Annotated in this window: 24 protein-coding genes; 1 reads left to right on the top strand and 23 read right to left on the bottom strand. The window is 50.8% G+C overall.

The genetic code is table 11. The features are described from left to right. Positions 1-139: 139 nt before the first annotated feature. The 18 genes from obgE to AC0YNS_RS06525 form a co-directional block, all read right to left on the bottom strand. The gene (gene obgE, locus AC0YNS_RS06610) at positions 140-1,468 is read right to left on the bottom strand and encodes a GTPase ObgE (RefSeq protein ID WP_475780240.1); all 1,329 of its coding nucleotides are present in this window, start codon (positions 1,466-1,468) and stop codon (positions 140-142) included. A gap of 14 nt (positions 1,469-1,482) precedes the next feature. Further along, the gene (locus AC0YNS_RS06605) at positions 1,483-2,220 is read right to left on the bottom strand and encodes a Spo0B domain-containing protein (protein ID WP_475780239.1); all 738 of its coding nucleotides are present in this window, start codon (positions 2,218-2,220) and stop codon (positions 1,483-1,485) included. A gap of 134 nt (positions 2,221-2,354) precedes the next feature. Continuing rightward, positions 2,355-2,660 carry a 50S ribosomal protein L27 gene (rpmA, locus tag AC0YNS_RS06600; protein ID WP_090983078.1) on the bottom strand — a complete coding sequence of 102 codons (306 nt, stop codon included), beginning with the start codon at positions 2,658-2,660 and terminating at the stop codon, positions 2,355-2,357. Positions 2,661-2,674: 14 nt separating this feature from the next. After that, positions 2,675-3,016 carry a ribosomal-processing cysteine protease Prp gene (locus AC0YNS_RS06595; RefSeq protein WP_475780238.1) on the bottom strand — a complete coding sequence of 114 codons (342 nt, stop codon included), beginning with the start codon at positions 3,014-3,016 and terminating at the stop codon, positions 2,675-2,677. A gap of 11 nt (positions 3,017-3,027) precedes the next feature. Further along, positions 3,028-3,339 carry a 50S ribosomal protein L21 gene (gene rplU, locus AC0YNS_RS06590; protein WP_091214815.1) on the bottom strand — a complete coding sequence of 104 codons (312 nt, stop codon included), beginning with the start codon at positions 3,337-3,339 and terminating at the stop codon, positions 3,028-3,030. A gap of 227 nt (positions 3,340-3,566) precedes the next feature. Next, positions 3,567-4,766, bottom strand: coding sequence for an Rne/Rng family ribonuclease (locus AC0YNS_RS06585; RefSeq protein WP_475780237.1), 1,200 nt, complete (start codon positions 4,764-4,766; stop codon positions 3,567-3,569). A gap of 41 nt (positions 4,767-4,807) precedes the next feature. After that, positions 4,808-5,695 carry a M50 family metallopeptidase gene (locus tag AC0YNS_RS06580; RefSeq protein ID WP_475780236.1) on the bottom strand — a complete coding sequence of 296 codons (888 nt, stop codon included), beginning with the start codon at positions 5,693-5,695 and terminating at the stop codon, positions 4,808-4,810. After that, positions 5,688-6,641 (bottom strand): peptidoglycan DD-metalloendopeptidase family protein, encoded by a 954-nt coding sequence (locus AC0YNS_RS06575; protein ID WP_475780235.1) that lies wholly within the window; start codon positions 6,639-6,641, stop codon positions 5,688-5,690. The genes AC0YNS_RS06580 and AC0YNS_RS06575 overlap by 8 nt, the downstream gene beginning before the upstream one ends. 107 nt (positions 6,642-6,748) lie before the next feature. After that, entirely contained in the window at positions 6,749-7,897 is a 1,149-nt protein-coding gene (locus AC0YNS_RS06570; RefSeq protein WP_475780234.1) for an FtsW/RodA/SpoVE family cell cycle protein, read from the bottom strand. 7 nt (positions 7,898-7,904) lie between these two features. After that, complete coding sequence (minD, locus tag AC0YNS_RS06565; protein WP_090983065.1) at positions 7,905-8,696, bottom strand: septum site-determining protein MinD; 792 nt, start codon at positions 8,694-8,696, stop codon at positions 7,905-7,907. 84 nt (positions 8,697-8,780) lie between these two features. Beyond that, positions 8,781-9,440, bottom strand: coding sequence for a septum site-determining protein MinC (locus AC0YNS_RS06560; protein ID WP_475780991.1), 660 nt, complete (start codon positions 9,438-9,440; stop codon positions 8,781-8,783). Between the two features lie 64 nt (positions 9,441-9,504). Next, positions 9,505-10,032, bottom strand: coding sequence for a rod shape-determining protein MreD (gene mreD, locus AC0YNS_RS06555; protein ID WP_475780233.1), 528 nt, complete (start codon positions 10,030-10,032; stop codon positions 9,505-9,507). Continuing rightward, entirely contained in the window at positions 10,029-10,904 is an 876-nt protein-coding gene (mreC, locus tag AC0YNS_RS06550) for a rod shape-determining protein MreC (protein WP_475780232.1), read from the bottom strand. The genes mreD and mreC overlap by 4 nt, the downstream gene beginning before the upstream one ends. 103 nt (positions 10,905-11,007) lie before the next feature. Further along, positions 11,008-12,042, bottom strand: a complete 1,035-nt coding sequence (locus tag AC0YNS_RS06545) for a rod shape-determining protein (protein ID WP_090983057.1) — start codon at positions 12,040-12,042, stop codon at positions 11,008-11,010. Between the two features lie 43 nt (positions 12,043-12,085). After that, positions 12,086-12,781 (bottom strand): RadC family protein, encoded by a 696-nt coding sequence (gene radC / locus AC0YNS_RS06540; RefSeq protein WP_475780231.1) that lies wholly within the window; start codon positions 12,779-12,781, stop codon positions 12,086-12,088. 37 nt (positions 12,782-12,818) lie between these two features. Then, complete coding sequence (locus tag AC0YNS_RS06535) at positions 12,819-13,448, bottom strand: Maf family protein (RefSeq protein ID WP_475780230.1); 630 nt, start codon at positions 13,446-13,448, stop codon at positions 12,819-12,821. Positions 13,449-13,483: 35 nt separating this feature from the next. Beyond that, complete coding sequence (locus tag AC0YNS_RS06530) at positions 13,484-13,726, bottom strand: DUF4321 domain-containing protein (protein WP_090983051.1); 243 nt, start codon at positions 13,724-13,726, stop codon at positions 13,484-13,486. 62 nt (positions 13,727-13,788) lie between these two features. Next, entirely contained in the window at positions 13,789-15,213 is a 1,425-nt protein-coding gene (locus tag AC0YNS_RS06525) for an SPOR domain-containing protein (protein ID WP_475780229.1), read from the bottom strand. A 139-nt stretch (positions 15,214-15,352) separates the two neighbouring features. Here AC0YNS_RS06525 and AC0YNS_RS06520 point away from each other — a divergent pair, with 139 nt between their 5' ends. Then, entirely contained in the window at positions 15,353-15,676 is a 324-nt protein-coding gene (locus AC0YNS_RS06520; RefSeq protein WP_475780228.1) for an ArsR/SmtB family transcription factor, read from the top strand. Between the two features lie 90 nt (positions 15,677-15,766). Here the strand turns inward: AC0YNS_RS06520 and murC are convergent, their stop codons facing one another. The 5 genes from murC to AC0YNS_RS06495 all read right to left on the bottom strand — a co-directional run bounded on the left by murC (position 15,767) and on the right by AC0YNS_RS06495 (position 24,043). Continuing rightward, on the bottom strand, positions 15,767-17,161 hold the full coding sequence (gene murC, locus AC0YNS_RS06515; RefSeq protein ID WP_475780227.1) for a UDP-N-acetylmuramate--L-alanine ligase: 1,395 nt from the start codon (positions 17,159-17,161) through the stop codon (positions 15,767-15,769). Positions 17,162-17,168: 7 nt separating this feature from the next. Further along, complete coding sequence (locus AC0YNS_RS06510; protein WP_475780226.1) at positions 17,169-18,563, bottom strand: bifunctional folylpolyglutamate synthase/dihydrofolate synthase; 1,395 nt, start codon at positions 18,561-18,563, stop codon at positions 17,169-17,171. A gap of 30 nt (positions 18,564-18,593) precedes the next feature. Beyond that, positions 18,594-21,254 carry a valine--tRNA ligase gene (locus AC0YNS_RS06505; RefSeq protein WP_475780225.1) on the bottom strand — a complete coding sequence of 887 codons (2,661 nt, stop codon included), beginning with the start codon at positions 21,252-21,254 and terminating at the stop codon, positions 18,594-18,596. A 523-nt stretch (positions 21,255-21,777) separates the two neighbouring features. Then, complete coding sequence (locus AC0YNS_RS06500) at positions 21,778-22,971, bottom strand: LysM peptidoglycan-binding domain-containing protein (protein ID WP_475780224.1); 1,194 nt, start codon at positions 22,969-22,971, stop codon at positions 21,778-21,780. A gap of 97 nt (positions 22,972-23,068) precedes the next feature. Further along, positions 23,069-24,043: an RluA family pseudouridine synthase gene (locus tag AC0YNS_RS06495; protein WP_475780223.1), complete on the bottom strand. Its 975-nt coding sequence runs from the start codon at positions 24,041-24,043 to the stop codon at positions 23,069-23,071. Positions 24,044-24,069: the final 26 nt, after the last annotated feature.

The raw sequence follows: 24,069 nt of genomic DNA, 5'->3' as shown, positions 1-24,069 counted from the left end.
AATAATGACGAAAGCGGCAATAGGCAATCGATAAACACAACATTCTCATTATACCTATTTTAACCTTAGAATGAACAAAAAACTGCTGCAGCATGTCTGCACCTTTGTGCACAGACACCGCCGCAGCAGTTTACATTACTTATTCATGATAGGAGAAATCGCTGCCCTCGAAGAACTCGAACGAATAATCGCCGATACGGACGATATCGCCGTCCTTGGCACCGATCTTACGCAGCTCCGCGTCAACGCCCATCTTACGCATCGTCCGAGCAAATCGCATAATCGCATCGTAGGAATTGTTGAGGTTAACACGCTTCATGAACTTCTCGATCGTGGCACTTTCCACGAAGAAACCTTCGTTTTCCTTGCCCACTTTGAAGGAACGATCTTCTTCTTGCTCCAGCGTGTACACTTTACGCTCCGCTACATCCTTCACTTCCTCGATCAAGCGGGTATCCGGAACGGTTGCCAGCAAATCGGCAGCCTTATACAGCAGTTCTTGAACCCCTTGCTTCGTGAGCGAGGACATCGCAACCAGTTGATGCTTCTCGGCATCGCCGCTTGCTTCAAGCTGTTCGCGGAACAATGCAAGCTGCTCCTCTGCATCCGGCATATCCATCTTGTTCGCCACGATAATTTGCGGGCGTTCTGCCAGGATCGGATTGTACATCTCGAGTTCTTGGTTGATTTTCACCCAGTCGTCGAAAGGATCGCGCCCCTCTGACCCCGACATGTCGAGAATGTGCAAAATAATTCTTGTACGTTCAACATGCCGCAGAAAATCATGGCCTAGACCGACGCCTTCACTTGCGCCTTCGATGAGACCCGGAAGATCCGCCATAACGAAGCTGCGTCCGTCACCAACAGCAACTACGCCAAGATTAGGCGAGAGCGTTGTAAAGTGATAGGCACCAATCTTCGGTGTTGCAGCCGATACAACGGACAACAGCGTCGATTTCCCTACGCTCGGGAAGCCGACAAGGCCAATATCCGCCATGACTTTAAGCTCGAGCGTAATCGTGCGCTCTTGACCTTCCTCACCGTTCTCGCAGAAATCCGGAGCCGGATTGGCTGCAGTAGCGAAACGGCAATTGCCGCGTCCACCGCGTCCGCCTTTGGCTACAATAATCTCCGAGCCGTGCTGCGTCATATCCGCAATGATCCCTCCGGATTCATCATCGATGATGACCGTTCCCGGCGGGATACGTACAACCATATGCTCCGCGTTAGCGCCGTGCATCGATTTCACTTTGCCGCGCTCGCCTTTTTCGCCTTTAAAATGCCGCTGGTAGCGGAAATCCATCAGGGTACGAAGCCCTTCATCCACGCGGAAAATAACGTCGCCGCCTCTTCCTCCGTCACCGCCGGCCGGTCCGCCGTTCGGTACGTATTTCTCCCGGCGATACGAAACGATTCCGTTTCCTCCGTCGCCGCCTTTTACGAATATCTTTGCTTTGTCGACAAACATGTCCTAGCCTCCGTTTATTTCCCAAGCTGCGCTTGCAGCATGACACTTGCTGATTGCAGGCCGTTCTCCGCCAGCTTAAGCGGTGAATTATCAAGCGCCCGCTTGCATTTCATCTTCCAATCATCCATCTCTTTAATGATTCCTTCACAGTGGAAAGATACACTTAGCTGCTGCTCGTCCCGCGAAATCCGTACGATGAGCCGATCAGCATCACCTGTGCCGGGTCTGATGGCGAATCGATAGGCATTGATAATGCCGACGATCGATTCCGCAGCAAGCTCACCGTCAAGAGGCAGCTCCGCCAAATTCACATCACCGTCAATCTCCACATCAATTACCAATGAGTGCGATATCGTGCGAAACGACTGTATAAACAAGACAAGCGACGGAATTCCGAGCTTCGCGATCTTGCTCTCCGTTAACATCCGTTCTCTTATCTGTTCCACGTACTGAACGGTCTTATCCGCTTTACCCATTCGAATGTATCCGTATATGACCTGCAAATCATTCATCCAATCATGGCGATGATGATTAAGCGTTCGAATGGATGCTTGCTGCATCGCAGAAGCAGCCCTAGCCATACGCAATTCTTGTTCCCTGCGTTCCGTATGAACCCAGAATACAGCTACAAAGACCAGCCAGACTATAAACACAGCCAGCAGCCAGAGTTCCGCCGGCCAAATGAAAACAGCAGCAGCAGGAGCCAAAAGGGATGCAGCCGCAAAATGTTTGGTCATTCCGATGCGATTCATGAGCCGAGCCTACTTTCCTGTTCTTTCCTAGCCTTAAACAGTATATCACGAGAAAGTAGAAAGATCATCTTTGCATATCGCTTTGTTCATAAAAAAAGAAAACCCCGGTCTGCATGCAGACCAGGGATCTTTCACTATTCTGCTGCCGCTACCGGAGCAAGTGTAACTGGGTAAACGCTGACTTTCTTACGATCGCGTCCCCAACGCTCATATTTCACAACGCCTTCCACTTTCGCGAATAGCGTGTCGTCTTTACCGATGCCAACATTGTTGCCCGGGTGAACTTTCGTTCCGCGTTGACGAACTAGAATGCTGCCAGCAGTTACCGTTTGACCGTCAGCGCGTTTAGCGCCAAGACGTTTGGATTGGCTGTCACGTCCGTTCTTCGTGGAACCTACACCTTTCTTCGAAGCGAAAAGCTGAAGATTCAGTTTCAACATGGATGTTCCCTCCTTTATTCCCGAAATTGTTGACGAATATCAACATACTTCCCGTACGAGGCTGCAATCGAATTCAGCATAACGATCATACCTTCCAGCAGCAGCTGCGCCTTCTCGTTAGAGCTGGCATCTTTCGTTACCGGAATATCTGATCGGAGCCAGCCGCTCTTCATGGAAGCAGGGAGAGCTAGTCCCGCCAACTCCTCAATCGCGTTCACTGTACCGACCGAGACGGCCGATACACCAGCACAGACAATATCTTTGCCCGGCTTCGCAAACTTGGCATGTCCTTCTATTGCAAACGCTACGATCCGTTTATTAACGGCGGATTGCCGTTCAATGGTGACCGTAATCATAATTTAACCTCTTAAGCTTGGATTTTGCCAATCGTTACTTTGGAGTACGGCTGACGGTGACCTTGCTTACGGCGGTAGTTTTTCTTCGCTTTGTATTTATAAACGATGATTTTTTGACCTCTGCCGTGTTTTTCGACTTTAGCTGTTACAGTAGCGCCGGAAACAACCGGAGCGCCAGTTACTAGCTCGTCGCCTTTAGATACAGCCAAGACGCGGTCAAACGTTACCTCTTCACCTTCAAAAGCATTCAGCTTCTCAAGAAATAGAACGTCGCCCTCTTGAACCTTGTACTGTTTTCCACCAGTTTCAATAATCGCAAACATATGTTGCACCTCCTTATATCGAAGACTCGCCTGATGCAGGTGCCGACCTCAGAAGGTCGAGCTTAGAAACCTGTTCTGCGCGGTATTTGACTGCAGATCAGTTATCCTCTGCAGACACCATAACATAATAGCACATCCAAATGCCCAATGGCAATTACTTTTTATTAAATCATTCACATGTACGAATTATGACTGCTGCGAAGATGAAGAGATGAAGATTAGGTCATCTATAGGATTGGCGATGTTGTTTGCTCCCGGACCTTCTTGCGCGTAATTTCGAGCAAACCAAGCCTTGTCCAGCCGACAACCTGGCATTTGGTTCGATCTGCGCGAACAAGCCGCTCAAGCAGCTGCATCACTTCGTCCCGATGCTCTTCTTTCTCCATGTCGATAAAATCCACGATGATGATGCCGCCGACATCGCGGATCCGCAGCAAGCGGGCAATCTGCTCCGCCGCTTCCAGATTCGTGCGGAATACGGTGTCTTCCAAATTGCTCGTTCCAACGAATTTACCGGTGTTTACGTCGATTACCGTCAGTGCTTCCGTTTGATCCCAGACCAAATCCCCGCCGCAGCCTAAGCGAACACGCCGTTCGAACGCTTCATGCAGCTGCTCATTGATGCGGTAATGTTGAAACAGCCCTGCTTGACCCTGCTTCTCAAAATGCCTCAGCCTTGGCAGCATGGCCGGTGCCATTTGCTTCATAAGCGCCTCGGTTTGGAGATAGGCTGTACGATCATCGATCCACAGCTCGTCCATCTCCACAGTGAGCAGATCACGCACCAGTCGATGAACTAGATCCGCTTCGCGATGGAGCAGTGCCGGCGCGGATGATGACTTGCCTCGCGCTTCGATGCCTTGCCACAGCTCCCGCAAGAACTGCACATCATGCTGAAGCGAATCACTGCACTCGCCGATCGCTGCGGTGCGCATAATGACGCCCTCGCCGGGCAATCGGATCTGCTCGCCGATGCCGCGCATTCGGGCACGCTCCGCTTCACCAATTACTTTCTTAGAGACGCCTATGTAATCGGCAGCAGGCATATAAACCAGAAATCTGCCAGGCAGCGAATAATGCGTCGTGACACGGGCTCCTTTACCGCCGAGCGGCTCCTTCATCACTTGAACAATCAGCTCTTGTCCGGCTGTAAGCAATTGATTAATTTGCGGCTTTTCCTTACTCTGCCTTTCCAGGTGCGGGTGCAGCACATCGTCAATATACAGAAATGCGTTCTTCGTCAGCCCAATATCAACGAAAGCGGCCTGCATGCCGGGAAGCACATTAATGACCTTGCCTTTGTAGACGCTGCCCACTAATTGACCGGCGTCTTCGTTTTTTTCCATATAAAATTCGTATAGACGGTTATTGTCCACTACGGCAATTTGCAGCCAATCCTTCTGCTTGTGTACCAGCATTCTTCTCATCTTGCGACCTCCTGTCCAGTCGGTCTTCACTGATACTTATATTACATGAAAAGCTCCAAGACTGCACGGTCAGCCTTCCCGTCGGCAAGAAATCCGTTCACAATTCGCTGCTCCGGCACTACACCGAGGACATCTCCTTTTTCTTCCATAATGACGATTAGATGATAGCTGTCCCGTTTGAACAGCTGTAATGTGCTTTGAACCGTATATCCCTTCGGAATAATAATGGGCAGCGCCCATACCCCTTTGGCCACTATTCGCGACGATGCCATCGCTCTTGTCGTTAAGAACCGCAGAAACAAATAGGGGATATTCCGATAGGCTGTCCAATTTGTAAGCAGCAGAAACAACCCGACCGCGAACAAATTCATATGAATATGGACGGCATTTCTCTCCACCAGGGCTGGGACAAAGGCATAAAGCAGCATCAAGACGCTAAAGAGCAAGCTGATTCGTCCACCCCAGACAAGCGTCCCATAGAAAGTAAGCGCGCGGCTAAGCGCCGCTTGCATCAGCTTCCCGCCATCCAGCGGCAGAATCGGCAGCAAATTAAATAATCCAATCATGACGTTAGCTTGCCACACATAGTCCGCCCATTCATGGCTCCATATCCCGAGCTGGCCTAATAGCCAGGCAACGGCAGCCATCCATACATTTTGGAGCGGCCCGGCAATTGCGACGATGGCTTCTTCTTTAGCCGGTACGCCGCTGCCCTCTTCGACCTCCGCTACGCCTCCAAACGGCAGCAGCTTCACTTCTCGTATTCTCCAGCCGAATCCTTTTGCCATCATGACGTGACCGAGCTCGTGAACCAGAACAATCGCGAATAAAGTCAGCAGTTCAACAAAATAACCGGTCACAACGGAGGCGAGCATGACCAGCACGAAGAGCGGATGAACGGACCAGCGGATACCGGCAAGTTTAATCAATCGGTACGACGTCCGCCGGGTCGACGTACTGGCCTTTATCCTTAACAGCGAAATACAACAGGCTTTGCTGGCCTTCCTCCGCTACCGGCAGCTTACCTATCGTTTTCCCAGCTTCAATCCAATCGTTCACGGCTACCCGCACCAAGCCCAGATGACCGTAGATCGATACTCGGTCGTTGGCATGCTGCACAACAACCGTTTCACCCAATTCATCATCATTGGATACGACGAGCACCCGGCCCGTCTCCGCTGCAACGATCTCTTGACCTGGCTCACCGGCCAGTTCGATCCCGCTTAGTGTTTCCGCAAACGTTCTGACCACGGTCCCGGACTGAAGGGGAGACACGATCGGGAGATCAACAGCGCCTTCAGCTAGTTCGGACTCCTCACCGCGATGGTCGCCGAACAAGGGAATGAAGGACGGTGCACCGGCAAACCAATCCTTGTACAATTTCGCAGCAGCATCGAAGTTCATTTCATCCGTTAGCGCGGACGTTACCACTTGCTGACCTTGTTTGGCAGCAGGCACATCCAGCTTGAAGAGAGCAAATACAATGATGAATAAAGCACCGGCAATCGCGGTTTGGATGAACAGTCCTCTGACGATGAATCGATAATCACGCGGTGGCGGCGATTCCGGCCCGCCTTGCTTACTCGCCTTCACATCTTTGCTTGGCAGTGGCGCAATCCGCCAACCCGCGCTTTCCCACGGATTCGGATTCGCTTTCCACAAACGCTCCGGGTCATCTTCCATATCACGCTGAGTACGTGGAGAGTTAGCTGTCTTCGCTGAGGGATTGGGCATTTCAGTTGGGGATGGCAAAGGTAACAATTGAGCTTGAGGCTGCTGCATGGCCTGCTTTAGCGGAAGTGTATTGTTGTTATGTTCCATGATCCGGCGGATACGCTCTTGTCTGCGCTCGCGGATACTTTTTCTCGTATCCATACTAATCCCTCCATCTCTAATCGCTAATATATATGAGCATGTGGGACTAGTTATGTTGTAACACCTCTGTAAACAGCAAAAAGCCGCCAAGCGGATTGCTTGGACGGCTAAGTGGCCATTTCGTATTTCTCTTGATGCGCCTTGACGCTGAATACAAGACCGATACAAAGCATATTGAGCAGCAATGAGGTACCGCCATAGCTGATGAATGGCAGCGTAATCCCCGTTATCGGCATAAGCCCGATCATCATGCCAATGTTCTGGAAGACTTGAAAGACGTACATCGAGACAATACCGATTACGATGAAGGAGCCCTTCAAGTCATAACACTGAAATGCAATGATAATCATGCGGTAGATCAATAAGAAATAGAGCATAAGCACGACGGCGGCTCCTTGAAACCCGAATTCCTCACCGATAACGACAAAGATCGCATCCGAATACGGATAAGGAATAAACTTGCGGTTCTTCGACTCGCCTTTCATATAACCATCGCCCGTTAATCCCCCTGAGCCGATCGCTATCTTCGCCTTCTGGGCTTGGTAGACTTCTTTCTCGGAGGCTGTTTCGGGATTTATGAATCCGTTAATGCGTTCGTACCAGTGCGTCTTCTGATGATCTTGCAAATAGTCGTGGATTTGCTTGTTATACGTGTTGAACAGAAACATGAATAGAATAAGCGAACCTACTGTAATGCCCAGACCAAGCAGAACATGCGTATATTTAACATTCCCGATCCACAGCATGCCAAGGACGATAACGAGATAGATGATGGCATTACCCAGATCCGGTTGAATCATGACAAGAGCGAAGGGGACAAAAGAAAAGAACGCAATGACGAGCAAGTCCTGACGGACCCGAAGCGCATCGCCATTCCTTCTGCCCATGAGGTAGGCGACGGTTATGATCAGAATGATCTTCACCATCTCAGCAGGCTGAAACTGGAGCCCGCCGGGCAGCTCGAACCAGCTCTTGGCACCGTTAATTTCAACGGCAGTGAAGTAAACTACGACAAGCAATACAATCCCCAGGCCGTAAAGAAACATCCATGCTTTGAGTAACACCCGGTAATCGAACAAAGTGGCTACCAACGCTACGAAAAATCCCAAACCGTAAAATATGACCGTTTTCACGTCGTAATTAGCGTAATCAGGATTCCCGTAAGTCGCGCTATGTACCAGCATCGTACTGACTACCATGAATGCAAGCAGAATGATCAGCATGCCAAGGTCAACCTTCTTCAGTTTGTTCAGCACCTAGCAATCATCCTATTCCAAGAAACTTGCGGAACCGTTTAATGACGCCTGATTTTTCTTCAAGCGGCATCAGCGGTACCATATCGCCTAGCATGCGGCGCGAAATATTCCGGTAAGCAATCGCGGCACGCGAGGAAGGATCCATCACGGTAGGTTCGCCAGCATTCGCCGAGCGAATAACCTTCTCGTCGTCCGGTACGATACCCAGCAAATCGATAGCGAGCACCTGGCAGATTTCATCGATGTCGAGCATCTCTCCGCTGCGTACCATGTTAGCACGAATGCGGTTGATGACCAGTCTTGCAGGCACATGAATCTGCTCCAGCAAACCAATAACACGGTCAGCATCGCGAACAGCCGCATTCTCCGGGGTAGTCACAACGATAGCACGGTCAGCACCTGCCACTGCGTTACGGAAGCCTTGCTCGATGCCCGCAGGGCAATCGATGATGACAAAATCAAAGTCTTTCTTCAGTTCTAGAATCATATCGCGAACTTGTTCCGGTGTCACATCTGATTTATCCTTCGTCTGGGCAGCCGGAAGCATATAGAGCTCCTCGAACCGTTTATCCTTCACAAGTGCTTGATTCAGACGGCAGCGTCCTTCCGCTACATCGATCAAGTCATAAATAATCCGGTTCTCCAGCCCCATGACGACATCTAAATTGCGCAGGCCGATGTCGGTGTCGACCATGCAAACCTTTTTCCCCAATAATGCAAGCGCCGTTCCAATATTAGCTGAGGTCGTCGTCTTGCCAACGCCGCCTTTACCCGATGTGATTACGATCGCTTCTCCCATGACTCAACTCTCCCCGCTCCAGCCATTGGTACTGCTTCTATACAGACCTGCTGCAAAATAATTTCCCCGCTATCGCTGCGACAGCTAGGCTCTAAACACGACCGGCAGCTTTCGCAGCCGCTGCAGCTGTGTCATTTTGTCGATTTTCATGACGCCTTCGCTTAAGTACGCAAATTCCATCGTTGCATCACCGGTCATCCATTCATCCGGCGGTCGACTGATTACTTCACTGATCCGAAGCTGTGTCGGCCTTAAGAGCGATGCCGCGATAATCGAATCTTCTTTCCCTTTGCAGCCGGCATGCGCCAAGCCTCGAAGAGCGCCAAGCACATAAATATCACCCGTGCAAAGAAGAGAGCCGCCCGGGTTCAAATCCCCCATCAACAGCAGGTTCCCGTCATGCTCAAGTGTCTGGCCTGATCGAATTATTCCCGTCAATACCTTTAAATTGTTTCCGTCTTCTACAATCGGCTCCGGCTTAGGTTCACTTTCAATGGACTGCACAAGCAAATTGCCCTGATTCCGAATGGCTGTTCGAATTTGTTCCTTGTCTTCCTCATTCACTTGCCGGGTGCCGAGCTTCACTTGAACGTGAACAATGGGACCTGTCAGCAGCTGTTGGTGCGACTTTTCCAATTTAAATTGCAGCTCATCCAGCAATGCGGAAAAATCACATGTGTCGTCAAGAAGGAAAATCAACCCGTCCTTGACGCCTTTGATCGTTATATGCTGCTTCTCGGCCACGCTCGTCTTCACCCCTTCTCTATACGATTCTTTCACGGATGCGTATTTTCCTGCCTGACTTTCGCTATTCTTCTTCTTCTTCCGACTTGGCATTGCTGCCGGTTCGTTCAAACCATCGCCTTGCGGGCACATAAATCACTAACGCAAATAGGATTTGAAGAAAAACGCTCGGAACGATGTGATGGGAAACTGCCCATTCAAACGTCTGATCCGTCAATCGGAACACACGATAGATGAAATAGACAATGGTATCGTAGGCAAGTGTGGACATGCAGATCATGAGCAGCGCCATCAGCAAGGTGCTTCTTTTGCGCTCCAGAAGAAAACCGGTCATGTAACCAACCAGTCCCATAGAGAATGAGTGAACCCCGAGAATCCGACCATAGAAGGCTAAATCCTGCAGGAGTCCAAACGCCAATCCAAGGATAAGCGCCGTATGTCTGCCTCGATACATACCGGCAAAGAGTACAAACGCTAGCGTGAAATGAGGAATGATCCGTCCGACCATGCTATCAGGCAGCAGCCAGTAGAACCATGTACCTTCGACAAGGAAGAACAGCAGAATGACGGCAACGATACGCTGCATACTCATTCTGCGTTCTCTCCAGTCTCTGGCAATTGTACGACAAATACTTCCGTCAAATGGTCAAAATCCGCTGCCGGCGTAATGGTTGCCGTGTAAGTCAAACCGAAGTCACCGACTTGGCTGGAATCGACCGTACCGATAACCATCCCTCGCGGGAATACATTGCCTTGGCCGGAAGTAATGATGGTATCGCCTTTAGTAAGCGGATCATGCTCGGATATTTTGGACATCGACAACTTGCCTGTGTCCGAATGATAGTTATCCACAATCCCGAAAGAATCTTTCTCTTTGCCAAGCACCGTAGCGGCGATGGCCTTCGTATCCGGTGAAGTCTCACTTAACTTCGTAATCGGCATTACCGAGGAGAAGAACGGATCTACGCGGTTGACAAGGCCGACAAGACCCTTGTCCGTAACGACAACCATGTTTATCTTGATGCCGTCTTTGGAGCCCAAATTAATGCGGATCGTTTCCGAGTAAGGATCGTTGCCAACGGCAACTACCTGGGCGATCAAATATTTATAGTTATACAGCTGCTTCTGGCGCTCCGTAAAGTTCAGCATTTCCTGCAGCTCTTTGTTCTTGGCTTCAACAAAATTGTACTTAATGCTGTCTCTTGCATAGGCAGCGGCTGCAATGCGGAGCTCCTCGTTCTCCTTGTAAATCGCGTGCAGGTTGGATAGATCCTTGAACAGCTCAGCCACATAACCGGCTGGTCGGTACAGCCATTCCTGCACGAATGCCGTGGAATCGAGCGAGAAGTTTTCCGGCCATGTCAGCTTCTTCCGATCGCCGATGGAGAAGCCCATGACAGCAACGAATAAGATAAACACGATCATTAATACAAACATCCGCTTATTACGCATCCAATTAAACAACTTCTCTTCACCCGCCCATTTTGCGCTGATTGCCTAACGACCCGAAGGCTCGTTCAAACCAATCAGCGTCGCGTATCCGTTTTCCCCAAGAAGCTTCCGGATCTTATCGCTTGGAACGAGAAACCGGGCCTCCACGTGTTTTGAACAGCTCAATATTGTCCAGCGCGCGGCCGGTACCGATTGCAACACAATCCAGCGGATTCTCTGCCACGATGACAGGCATACCCGTTTCGCGGGAAAGCAGCTTGTCCAGGTTCTTCAGCAGCGCGCCGCCGCCTGTCAGTACGATGCCGCGGTCCATAATATCCGCAGACAATTCCGGCGGACATTTCTCAAGCGTAACCTTAACTGCATCGACAATGGCATTAACCGTATCGGACAGCGCATCGCAAATTTCCTCCGACGAGATCGGCAATGTCTTAGGCAAACCGGACACGAGGTCACGGCCGCGAATTTCAATCGTTTCCTGACGGTCCAAGGACAGTGCAGAGCCGATCTCCATTTTGAGTTGCTCCGCTGTACGCTCACCGATCATTAAATTGTACATACGCTTAATGTATTGCATAATGGCTTCGTCCATCTCGTCACCTGCGATACGGATCGAACGGCTGGTTACGATACCGCCGAGCGAAATAACGGCTACCTCTGTCGTACCGCCGCCGATATCAACGACCATACTGCCGGTCGGCTCCCATACCGGAAGATCAGCACCAATAGCTGCTGCGAACGGCTCTTCGATCGTGAACGCTTCGCGGGCGCCTGCTTGAACCGTCGCGTCTTTAACCGCACGTTGTTCTACCGCTGTAATGCCTGACGGTACACACACCATGACGTTCGGATGACGAGGAAACAGGGAACGCTGCTTCTGTGCTTGTCGGATGAAATATTTAATCATCGTTGAAGTTGTTTCAAAGTCCGCAATAACGCCGTCCTTCATCGGACGAATCGCGCGAATATTGCCGGGTGTACGGCCAATCATCTTCTTGGCATGTTCACCTACAGCTTCAATTGTTTTCGTATCTGTACGTATAGCAACTACGGAAGGCTCTCTTACTACGATGCCTTTGCCTTTCACATATACCAGCGTATTCGCTGTACCAAGGTCAATACCTAAATCTTTTGTGAATCCACCAAACATGTTTAATCTTCCTTTCTTTCTTAAGACAATACTTCTTATTATATTACATGTGACCTTGCTCCTTCAAACTTATAAAGCGATTGTCACCTATTACCAAATGATCGAGTACATCAATTCCGACAAGCTCTCCGGCTTCTATGAGGCGCTGTGTCAGCGCTATGTCTTCCGAGCTTGGCGTGGGATCGCCGCTAGGATGGTTATGTATACAAATGAGAGCGGCACTGCTGCATTTAATCGCGGCCCGAAATACTTCCCGCGGATGCACCAGTGTCGCATTCAGTGTTCCGATCGACAACGTTTCTTTTAAAATAACCTGATTCTTGGTATTTAAAAACAAACAGATGAAATGTTCCTGTTTCAGATAGCGAAGCTCCTCCATTAGGAGGCTTGCCGCATCTGCAGGCTTTCGAATGGTCGGCAGCTCTCCGTGCTGGCTTCTGGCAATGCGGCGGCCAAGCTCGATGCCCGCCCGCAGCTGAACGGCCTTCGCTGGGCCGATTCCGCGAATCTTGGTCATCTCGGCAACACTCATATCAACAAGTCCGCGCAGACTGCCGCATTGACCGAGGATACGGGATGCGAGCAGGACAGCGGATTCCCGCTTGGTGCCGGTACGTATTAAGATCGCGAGCAGCTCTGCATGGCTCAATGCTTCAGCCCCAGCGGTCATCATCCGCTCTCTTGGCCTCTCCGTGGTTGGAATATCCTTCAGTACGTAGGGTTCTCGTTGCGATTCCATCTTCTGTTCCCTGCCTCCCGTGGTCTGCTATGCTCGGTCAAATAACCTCGATCTGAAATTCAGCCAGCATGTCCGACAGCAGAGATAGAGAAAGTCCTACCACGTTAAAATAGCAGCCGTCGATGCGGTCAACAAGTGTTGCGCCAAGTCCCTGTATACCATAACTGCCGGCCTTGTCCATGGGCTCGCCGGATGCGACATAACGTTTGATTTGATCATTATTCATAGATTTCATCATTACCCGCGTCACGCGATGATGAACCAGCTCTCTTCCTGAAGACGTTTCAACAAGAGCAATTCCTGTATAAACTTCATGCTCCTTGCCCTGCAGCTCGGTCAGCATACGGATCGCATCATGCTCGTCCACTGGCTTACCCAGAACTTGTCCATCCAGTACGACGATGGTATCCGCGCCGATTACGAGTGAATGGGAAGCATCTTCATCTTGCAGCATCTCTGCAGATGCACGTGCTTTACGCAGGCCAAGCTGCTCGACAATTTGAGCCGGCAGCCAATGTGTTGGGGTACTTTCATCGGTATCGCTTGACAAAATGAGAACCGGCAAGGAAAGGTCAAGAGCTGCGACCAATTCCCGCCGGCGAGGAGATGATGAAGCCAGCACAAGCCGGCGAACGTGCGATGAACTTGTAGGAAGGGGTACTCTCATGGATGCAGCGCTCCTTAACGCATTGTGTCGGTTCCCTATAGCTTGCGGTAGATCCATATTGCGGCGATCAGTCCAATAATGCTTAGGAGACTAATCTCAATCCGCAGCGTAAACGAATAGCTCAGAACGAGTAAATCCGCAGCCGGTGACCATACGACAGGTGACGTTTTGGTTAGGAAAGCCAGTCCCGGCACCTGAGACAACCAGCGGGAGACAAGTGCGCCCGTGAGCAGTCCAATCAGTATGAAAAGCAGCAAAACCCAGAAGTTTTTCTTCATCTTCCAACGTCCCTCGCCATATTTTGACACGTATACTTTATTATACGCGCCACGGGAACGCTTTACAATGCATCCATCGATTCAAACCAGGCTTTCTCCGCAAACACAGCTTTCATCAAAGAAGCCTGCATATCCCATAGGTAAGCATCCGATGGTTTCTTCGTATATTCCTCAGCAGCCACAGCAGCCGAGTTAATCAATTGTGTCAATTTCTGAAGCGACGACTTGTTTACTTTATCGGTTAATCCCGCTGCAAGCGCATTAGCCGAATTGATCCACTGCTGGTGCAGCTCTTTCCAGTCTCCCGCTTCGTTCGTTGTGCCGCTTAGCCGTTCTACCGTAAGGCGATCTAAGCTTGCGATCAGCTCGCTCGTTTGCTCGAAGAAACCTTCCACTGCAGAAGCCTCGCCTTTGAAAGCGATGCTGCTCACCGCAGGAAGATCGATTTGCTTGACATATACGTCCATATTCGTCAGTAAATGTCCAAGCATTTGCGCTTCGTCACGATCAGGCGACATTCCTACGTAGACCCGATAGTCCTCTTGAGTTGTAAGAGGCGCAGCTGCCAACCCTTTAGCGGCAAGCTCATCCACCGCGGCATTCAGTCCTTCTTTGTTGCTGAATACACCGTATTGAAGCATATAATAGGAACTCTCCGGAATGTTTACTTTGATCATCGACTGTGCTGCTGTTGAGCCATTTCCGTCATCGACTGCGCCGCTGCTATTCGCAGCACCTGAAGAGGATGATTCATTGACCTTGCCGCCTGATGCAGGGCTGCCGCTTGGATTATCGGTTGTTCCTGCCCCGTCAGTAATGGCCCCGCTTACGGAAGCACCCGGCTGATTGACGGAGCTATCCGATCCAAACGAACCGTTCCCCGTGAACAACGCCAACACAAAGTATCCGAACAGCGCGCCTGTCGCGATCGCCCCTGTTACAGAAGCAAACACTTTAAACCATGACGGCCCCTTGGTTGGCCTTTGATTCGAGCCGCCCATATAGGAGCCGAACGAGGTGCGGGCATGCGTTTGCAGCTCACTCCGTCGACGTTCGGACTCTTCCACTTCCTCACCTAGAATCGGATACATATCAATCACATTCGGATTTGCTTGGACCCGTTTCCGCGGCTCCTCATATTCATCGCCAAGCAGAATCGCTTCTGACTGTTCGATATGCGGTGGCAGCTGCTCCTGCGCAGCATCATATAATGGATTATCATTCTTCATCGCCCTTACCGGCTCGTTCGGGGTCGGCTTCCGTGTTTTCTGACCGTCTGCATCGCGAATAAGCTGCTCTAAGGCATGAGCATCATTTTGAAAAGGGCTGTTCCATGATCCTATTTCGGACGTGAATTTCATTTCCTCTTGGAAGAAAGGGATGACATTCGCGGAATTCCTCAATTCCTGCTTCTGTTCCGGTTTCTGTTCTTCTCGTGCTCCGCTCTGCCGATCGAATCGGTACGTAATGCGTCCTTTTGCACTCATCGCATTCTCTCCTTGTCCACATACTCTAGTAAGAGTCTATGAAAAAGTTAAGAGGAATATGACCCCCTCTCGCCAAGGCACAATTTCAGATGGTTTGCATTCCTTGACCGGTATATTCCTCTTAAGGTATATTCAGTTTATGAATTCCACTATGAGTGCTCTTGCCGAGCCTAATCGGTTACGTATCGTCGAGCTCTTGCGTGACGGACCGCAAACAGTTGGTGAAATTGCCGAACGTCTTGGCCTACATCAGCCGCAAGTGTCCAAGCATTTGCGCGTCCTCTTGGATGCCGGCCTCGTCGAGGTTCAACCCGTCGCCAACAAGCGGATCTATAAGCTCGGGACGAAACCTCTCCGGGAGCTCGACGATTGGTTAAGTTCCTTTCGCCGTACATGGGAAGAGAGATTCGATCAATTAGACGATTATTTAAAGAAGCTGCAAGGAAAAGATGCTGAAGAATAGGAGGGGCGGTCGTCGTTTTAACATAGATCGTAAACAAACCCGCACATAAAGAACCCCCACTTTCATTCAAGTGGGGGTTCTGCATTTCTATTATGCTCTGGCCCGCAGCGTCTTCGCAAGCGAATCCGCTACCTTCCAAATATCGCCTGCACCCATCGTAATCACGAGATCACCCGGCTGCACTTGCTCAGTCAGAACAGCCAGCACTTCATCCTTCGTAGGATAGTAGGTTGTGTTGGCATTGCTATTCTTAATGATAAGCTCTACGAGTTTCTTCGAGTTTACGCCTTCGATCTGCTGCTCCCCGGCCGGAGAATAAATGTCCGTGATCAGCACCTCATCCGCCTCCGTGAAAGCACGGCTGAACTGATCAAGCAAGAAGAAGGTTCTCGTGTAACGCTGCGGCTGAAAAACAGCGATAATTCGTTTGCCGGTTGACTTGGCTGCACTGATTGTAGCCTCAATCTCCGTCGGATGATGCGCGTAATCGTCAATGACCAGAATGTCATTCACTTCGCCTAGCACTTGGAATCTGCGTTTCGCCCCGCGGAAATCAACAATAGCCTCCGCAATAGCTTCGAAAGAAACACCGGCTTCCAGACAAGTAATGACTGTAGCCATCGCATTGTAAACATTATGACGCCCCGGAACAGACAGCTCGATTCGACCGAGCAGTTCGCCATGACGTGTCATATCGAAGGATGCTTTGCGATCGCCCAGGGTGATATTCTGAGCGCGGTAGATTGCCTCATGGTCGATGCCGTACGTCAGCACACCTTCAATGCCTAGCGGGCCAGCGATCAGCTCTGGGAGCATCACTTGCATGTTCGTGTCGTCCGCGCATACAATTGCGCTTCCGCCATCCTTCACTTGGCTTAGAAACTGCACGTAAGCCGCTTTCAATTTATTGAAATCACCGTCATAGTTTTCGAGATGATCCGGTTCAATGTTCGTTACGATTGCGATTGTGGGATGGTACTGCAAGAACGACCCGTCACTCTCATCTGCTTCCGCCACGACATACTCGCCTTTGCCTGCTTTAGCATTTGTGCCGACATTGACGATCTCGCCCCCGATGATGTACGTGGGATCGAGTTTGCAGTTCTCCATGACCAGCGCGATCATAGAAGATGTCGTCGTTTTGCCATGTGCCCCAGCAACTGCAACGCCTTTGCCGTTATTCATCAATCTTGCAAGCATCTGAGCGCGGTGCAAAATCGGAATGTTCAGCTCTTCAGCCGCTCTGCGTTCCACATTGTCGCGAGACAGCGCCGTCGAATAAACGACCAGATCCGCTCCTTTGACATGCTCCGGCTCATGACCGATGTAAATGCGGGCTCCATTGGCAGCAAGCTTCTCTGTAAGTTCTTGCCGAGCAACATCAGAGCCGGTCACTTTATAGCCCATCTCCAGCATAACGCGCGCGATTGCGCTCATGCCGTAACCGCCAATTCCGATGAAATGTACGTGTTCTGCCGTATTCAAAGACGGTTCACCAACCTTTTTCAGAATCCTTATTATAGAGCAATTGGGAGCGGACATCGGCAATCAGATAGAGTGTTCCTGTAACGACTGCCAAATCATCCGCATTCGAGAGCGATTGCAGCCGCTCAAGTGCAAGCTTCCAATTCGGTTCGATGATGAGTTCGAAGGAACGGCCGATTGTCTCCCGTAATTCCTGAACAAGCGCTGCCAGCTCTTGCGCCGGCAATGCTTTGCGAAAATCCGGCTCGGTCACGACAAGCGTATCCACTAGAGGTAGTATATGCCGCAATGTGTCACGATGATTCTTGTTCGCGAGCATACCCATCATAAGGTGAAGTTTATCATACCGGTACGTACTTTTAAGAGATTCCGCAAGCATTTGCGCACCTTCCGGATTATGTGCACCATCGATTAGAAGCCGCGGCGATGTACCGATCATTTCAAGCCGTCCGGGCCATGCGGCTGTGCGAAGCCCTTCTCTTAGATCTTCATCTTCCAGCATGAGCGCGTAGTATTGTCTCATTACTTCAAGCGTCATGACCGCAACAGCGGCATTCGACTGCTGATGTACACCGTTCAGCGTAATCGTAAGCGGCTCAATCGAACGGAACATGCCTTCAAAACGGAAGGTTTGTTCATTCTCCTCCACATGAAGCGGCTCAATCGTGAACCTATCTCCAAGCATATAGAGAGAGCTGTTCTTCGCTTTAGCCGTGTCCGTAATGATCGCTGCTGCTTCCGGCTGGCTGACTGCACTAACGACTGGAACTCCGGCTTTAATAATGCCGGCCTTCTCTCTTGTCACAGCCTCAATCGTATCGCCGAGTATGTCCATATGGTCATGACCGACATTTGTAATAACCGAAACTAGCGGAGTTACGATGTTCGTCACGTCCAAGCGGCCGCCAAGACCCGTCTCCCACACGACAAAGTCCGGATAGGATACGGTTCCGTAGTACAGAATCGCCAGTGCGGTCGAGACTTCAAACATCGATGGCGAACCGAGCTCTGTCGCTGCGATCTCTTCAACCAAAGGCTTCAGCCTGTTGGCGAGCAGCAACAGTGTTTCTTCCGGAATATCTGTTCCATTGTACTGGAAGCGATTCGTGAATTTCGTGATATAAGGGGACGTGAACGTCCCCACATCATACCCGCAGCGAATCAGGACGCTTGTTAAATAGGCGCAGACAGAGCCTTTGCCGTTCGTCCCGGCGACATGAATAAATTTGAGTCGACGCTCCGGATGACCCGAAAGCTCCATCAGCTTCTCGATTCTCTCCATACCTGGGCGGATACCGAAGGCAACGAGTCCTTCGATCCAGTTTCTTGCTTCTTCATAGCTGCTGAGTGATGCCGATGCCGCCGTATCCGACTCAGTAGTAATCTTCTGTTGTTCTGTCATCGTTCTATTCCTTCTTCCCGGCGGTCCGAATTAGCCTCTGAGCTCGGCAATCCGCGCTTTCACCATATCACGTTTTTCCGCATAATCAGCCATTTTGGCACGCTCTTCCTCGATCACCTTAGCAGGAGCTTTCGCAACGAAACCTTCATTGCCGAGCTTCTTCTCTACCCGCTCCACTTCATTAGTCAAGTGAGCAATTTCTTTCTCAAGACGGGCAATTTCTTGCTCGATATCAATTAGGCCTGCCAGCGGCAGATACATTTGGGCTCCGGTCACGATCGCCGTCATTGCTTTATCCGGTGCAGCCAGTTCTAGGCTAATGGTTAGCTTCGACGTGCCGCAGAAACGAATAATGAACTCTTCATTACGGGCCAGGATCGCCGCTTCGCTCTCACTGGACGGTTTGATTTGAAGCTCGACCTTCTTGCTCATAGGGACATTAACCTCGGCACGGATATTCCGAACCGCACGGATCATATCCATAAGCAGCTCCATCTCGGCAACTGCCTCAGGCGCTTCAAGCGCTTTATCGTATACCGGCCACTGCGCAAGTGTAATGGTCTCGCCTTCATGCGGCAAGTGTTGCCATATTTCCTCGCTGATAAACGGCATGAACGGATGAATCAGGCGCTGCGTGCGATCAAGCACGTAAGCAAGCACCGATTGCGTCGCGCGTTTGGCATGTGCATCTTGACCATTCAGGTTCAGCTTCGCGAACTCAATGTACCAGTCGCAGAGATCATCCCAAATGAAGTTATAGAGGACACGGCCGGTTTCGCCGAAATCATAGCTGTCAATCAAGCGAGTAACATCAGCAACTGCTGCATTCAGACGGTGCAGAATCCAGCGGTCTGCTGTGCCAAGCTTCACGTTAATATCAATATCCGCGGCTGTTACGCCTTCTAGGTTCATAAGCGCAAAACGGGACGCGTTCCAGATCTTGTTCGCGAAGTTACGCGCTTGCTCAACACGTTCCCAGCGGAAACGCAAATCCTGTCCCGGCGTGCTGCTGGTCGAAATCATATAACGCATCGCATCCGCGCCGTATTTCTCAATGACATCAAGAGGATCAACGCCATTACCAAGGGACTTCGACATCTTCTTCCCGTTCTCATCGCGAACAAGGCCGTGCATCAATACGTCTTTAAACGGAATTTCGTCTGTAAACTCAAGCGCGGTAAAGATCATACGAGCAACCCAGAAGTAGATAATGTCATAGCCAGTAACCAGTACGTCTGTTGGGTAGAAACGTTTCAGATCATTCGTTTCCTCCGGCCAGCCTAACGTCGAGAATGGCCATAACGCTGAGCTGAACCACGTATCGAGTACGTCCTCGTCTTGACGAAGCGATTCGTTTCCGCAAGCGGAGCATGCGCTTTGATCTTCACGGGCAACATGCATGGCGCCGCAGGAGTCGCAGTACCAAGCCGGAATGCGGTGACCCCACCACAGCTGGCGGGAAATACACCAGTCGCGTACGTTCTCGATCCATTGCAGGTAAATTTTCTCGAAGCGATCCGGAACGAAGTTTACGCCTTTACCGGACTGCTGCGCGTTAATCGCAGCTTCCGCTAGCGGCTTCATGTCAACAAACCATTGTGTCGACAAGTAAGGCTCCACTACGGCGCCGCTGCGCTCGCTGTGTCCGACTTGGTGCACGTGATCTTCGATTTTGATGCAAACGCCACTCTCCTGCATATCGGCCACGATCTTCTTGCGGCAATCTGCACGGTCCATTCCATTATAAGGACCTGCTTCGGCATTCATCGTACCGCTCTCATCCATCACAACGATTTGCGGCAGGTCGTGACGCAGACCTACTTCAAAGTCATTCGGATCGTGAGCCGGCGTAATCTTAACCGCGCCGGAACCAAACTCTTTCTCAACGTATTCATCCGCAATGATCGGAATTTCTCTGCCGATAATCGGCAGAACAATCATTTCACCGATCAGGTGCTTATAGCGCTCATCCTCCGGATGTACCGCAACCGCTGTATCGCCAAGCATCGTCTCCGGACGCGTTGTAGCAACCGTAATGAAGCCGGAACCGTTCTTCAATGGGTATTGCAGGTGGTACAGATGACCGTTTACTTCTTTATGCTCAACCTCGATATCCGATAGCGCCGTACGGGCAGCCGGATCCCAGTTAATGATTTTCTTACCGCGGTAAATAAGGCCCTTCTCGTAGAGGCGAACGAATACTTCACGTACCGCCTGCGACAAACCTTCGTCCAGTGTGAAACGCTCGCGCGAATAATCGAGAGAGAATCCCATTTTGGCCCATTGCTCGCGAATGGTTTCGTTATAAAGCGCCTTCCAATCCCATACCTTCTCGAGAAACTTCTCGCGACCAAGGTCATAACGAGATTGACCTTCCTCGCGCAGCTTCTGTTCTACTTTCGTTTGAGTAGCGATACCGGCATGGTCACTGCCCGGAAGCCATAGCGCATCATAGCCCTGCATCCTTTTCGTACGAATCAGAATATCCTGCAGCGTAAAATCGAGCGCATGACCGATATGAAGCATGCCTGTTACGTTTGGCGGCGGAATCACGATTGTATACGGCTCTGCCGAAGGGCGCTTGCCCGCTTCAAAAAACTTGCCTTCCATCCAATAAGGATACCATTTCGCTTCTGCCGTCTTCGGATCGTACGTTGTCGGCATTTCAGTCGTTGCTTGTTTTTGTGTCATCAGCTTATCCTACCTCCACTGTATTTCTAATCCATTTAAGGATTCTAATACGCCTAATTAACGAAAAAAAATAAACCTCTCGCCCTTAATTCAAAGGACGAAAGGTTTAGCTTCCGCGGTACCACCTTTGTTCCGAACCGTGCATGACGCAGCTGGCTCGACAACTTTAAACAGATAACGGCTGCAGCCGGCCGGTACTTACGAAGAAAATACACTCCGCTCATCCAGCAACTCCGGGGCGACAAATCGCAGTTCATATCCTACAGAACCTCTCAGCGCAGCGGTTCTGCTCTCTGAAGGTATTCCTGCCAATCTTCCCCATCAACGTTCATTATAATAAAAGTATTACCCTATTTTTTCTATCATACACGTTATTATTTGTATACGTCAATCCCAGCAGGATAGCGGCCTAATTCGAGCTATCCACAACTGGCAAAAAGCCCCTCCAGGGACCGTGTAAGGTCATTCCTAAAGGGGCTTCTCAATTAAGAATAACGATCGAGTCCTGCGTCATCATGTTGGACTATGGAATATAGAGCACCTGTCCCTCACTGACGCTTTGATCAGAGAGTCGGTTGTAAAGCGCGATCTCACGGGCTTGCAGCTGGTAGCGTCCTGCTATGGCATCAAGCGTCTCTTCTCGCTGTACGATGCAGATACGCAGCTTCCGGAACGATTGTTCATCGCTTGCTCTTCCATAGAACAAGTTCTTCCACTCTATCTCGTCACCGCTCGATTTGCGGGCTTCCGCAGCCTTCGCTTCTGCAACTTGCTCGGCAGCGGCTCTGGCTTCCTGTTCTCTGCGGCTCGATTGCAGCAGCGCCCTGAACCCGACTCCGCCGGCAGACTGCTGCTCGGCCTCATCCTCGGCTTGCTTGCTTGCGAGTGCGACGCGCATCTCCTTGCGGGAGGCTTCTGCCTCAGAAACAGAGACGTCGCCGTACTGCTGGACTTCTTGTGCTTGCGGGCGAACCTGGGGATCACGCTCAGCAGCTGCAGCAGGAATGAAAGCCTCCTGCTGTTCAGACGCACCGGCATTGACCGCTATCTGGCTCGGTTCATACACAGTAGGCTCGGCGATCGGAACTTGAAATAAGGCAGCATGAGCTTCACGATTCAGCGCTTCCTGTCTCTCCTGCTCCCTCGCCCAAGCCGATGCTCTTGCTGCGATGGCCTCGTTCTCGGCCGCCTCGCGCAGAGCTGCTTCCTCTACGGCTTGCCGTTCATATTCTGCCGCTAAACGCTGCTGCTCGTAATCATATTGTGTGAATCGCGGCGCTTCCTCGGTTTCCCTAGAATGAACGACTGTAATGGGTTCTTCACGCTGCCAGGATTCGGCGGGCTCTGATTGCTCGATTTCGATGCCTAATAACGAGAGAACCCCCGTAATGTTGAGTGTTCGAGTGGAGAGCAAATCCACGTCAAAGTTATCGATCTCAACGGAAATGTCATCCAATCGATGAATACGATTCAAAGGCAGCGTAATTTCGACAGGAATCCAATGCTCCAGAGATTGTTCGGCTAAAGGCTCATTCTGTGCGCGATAAACGCCTGTAAGGAGCAAATGGCCTTTTAATAAAACCTGCTCGTCTTGCTGAACAATCCCGATTCTCGGCACAAGCTCGATCTCGTCAAGCTCATCGATCGCCGCTACCTCTTCGGGCAAATGCACACGTTCATAGATGTCAAATCGCAAACCACTAGACGGACTGGGCACGCTTGTCGTCCTCCTTTCCCCTTGTCAAGAAGCTTGGTTACAGCTTTCTTCCCTATTTATCTATATGGCAAGGGGTGGGTAGGCATGACTACGATTTTCACAGAGAAGCGTACCGCTCGCGGACCTCCGTAAACCAATCCGGCTCGGTTGCGGACAAAACCGTCTCCTCATTCGTCCAGGGATGTCGAAATGTCAGCTGTTCTCCTCGAAGAGCCTGATGACGAAGCTTGCTGTCTGAGCCGCCATAGAGCGTATCCCCAACAAGCGGATGTCCCAGATGACTCATATGTACGCGAATTTGATGCGTCCGCCCGGTTTCCAGCCATACTCGGACAAGTGAAGAGCCTTTGTATGCTTCAATGGTTTCATAATGAGTAATCGCGTGCTCACCACCCGGCGAAACTCTCCGACGTCCATTATGATGACGATCTTTGCCTATCGGCTCGTTAATGATGCCCCGATTCCGTTTCAATACGCCTTGCACCAAAGCAACATATTGCCTGCCGATGGTTTTCTCTCGCATCGCCTCGTCCAGCCGCAGCTGGGCCAACTCATTTCTCGCGTAAAGAACCGGACCTGCCGTATCATCGTCCAGTCGATGGATATGCTTGGCAGGCAAACCATCCCCGCGAAGCTGTCCTGTGCGCGCCGCCTCTTCGTCCAGCGTTCCCCGCTGACCCGGTGCAGAAGGATGTACGGGCATCCCAGCAGGCTTATCCATCACAAGGCACCAATCATCATAGAAGAGCACGCCGGCATGAAGAGAAGCACTTGATGCTGCATCTCCTTGCGAGAGCATACGGAAGATCGCATCACTGCCTGCATCCGCAGCAATAAAGGTGCGCAGCAGAATGCTGCTCCCCTCCATCTGAATGCCGCCAACAGAGAACAGCCGGTTCAGCCATTTCTCCGGAAATAAACCAAGGGCCAGCAGCCACTGCCGCACATGATGCGGATGGCTCCCGGCCTCTATTACTCGAACAGCTTGCGTGGAAGCAGCGAAGCTTGCCAGCGTTTCCGAAGGCAGCTTCAGCCACTCCCCGCTGCGTTCATAGCTCATCGATTGTCCCATTATAGCTCAGCTCCTACAATACGCTT

The organism is Paenibacillus sp. J22FR21, assembly GCF_056269135.1.
Note: the sequence above shows the minus strand (reverse complement) of the source record. Positions and strands in the feature narration are given on the sequence as shown.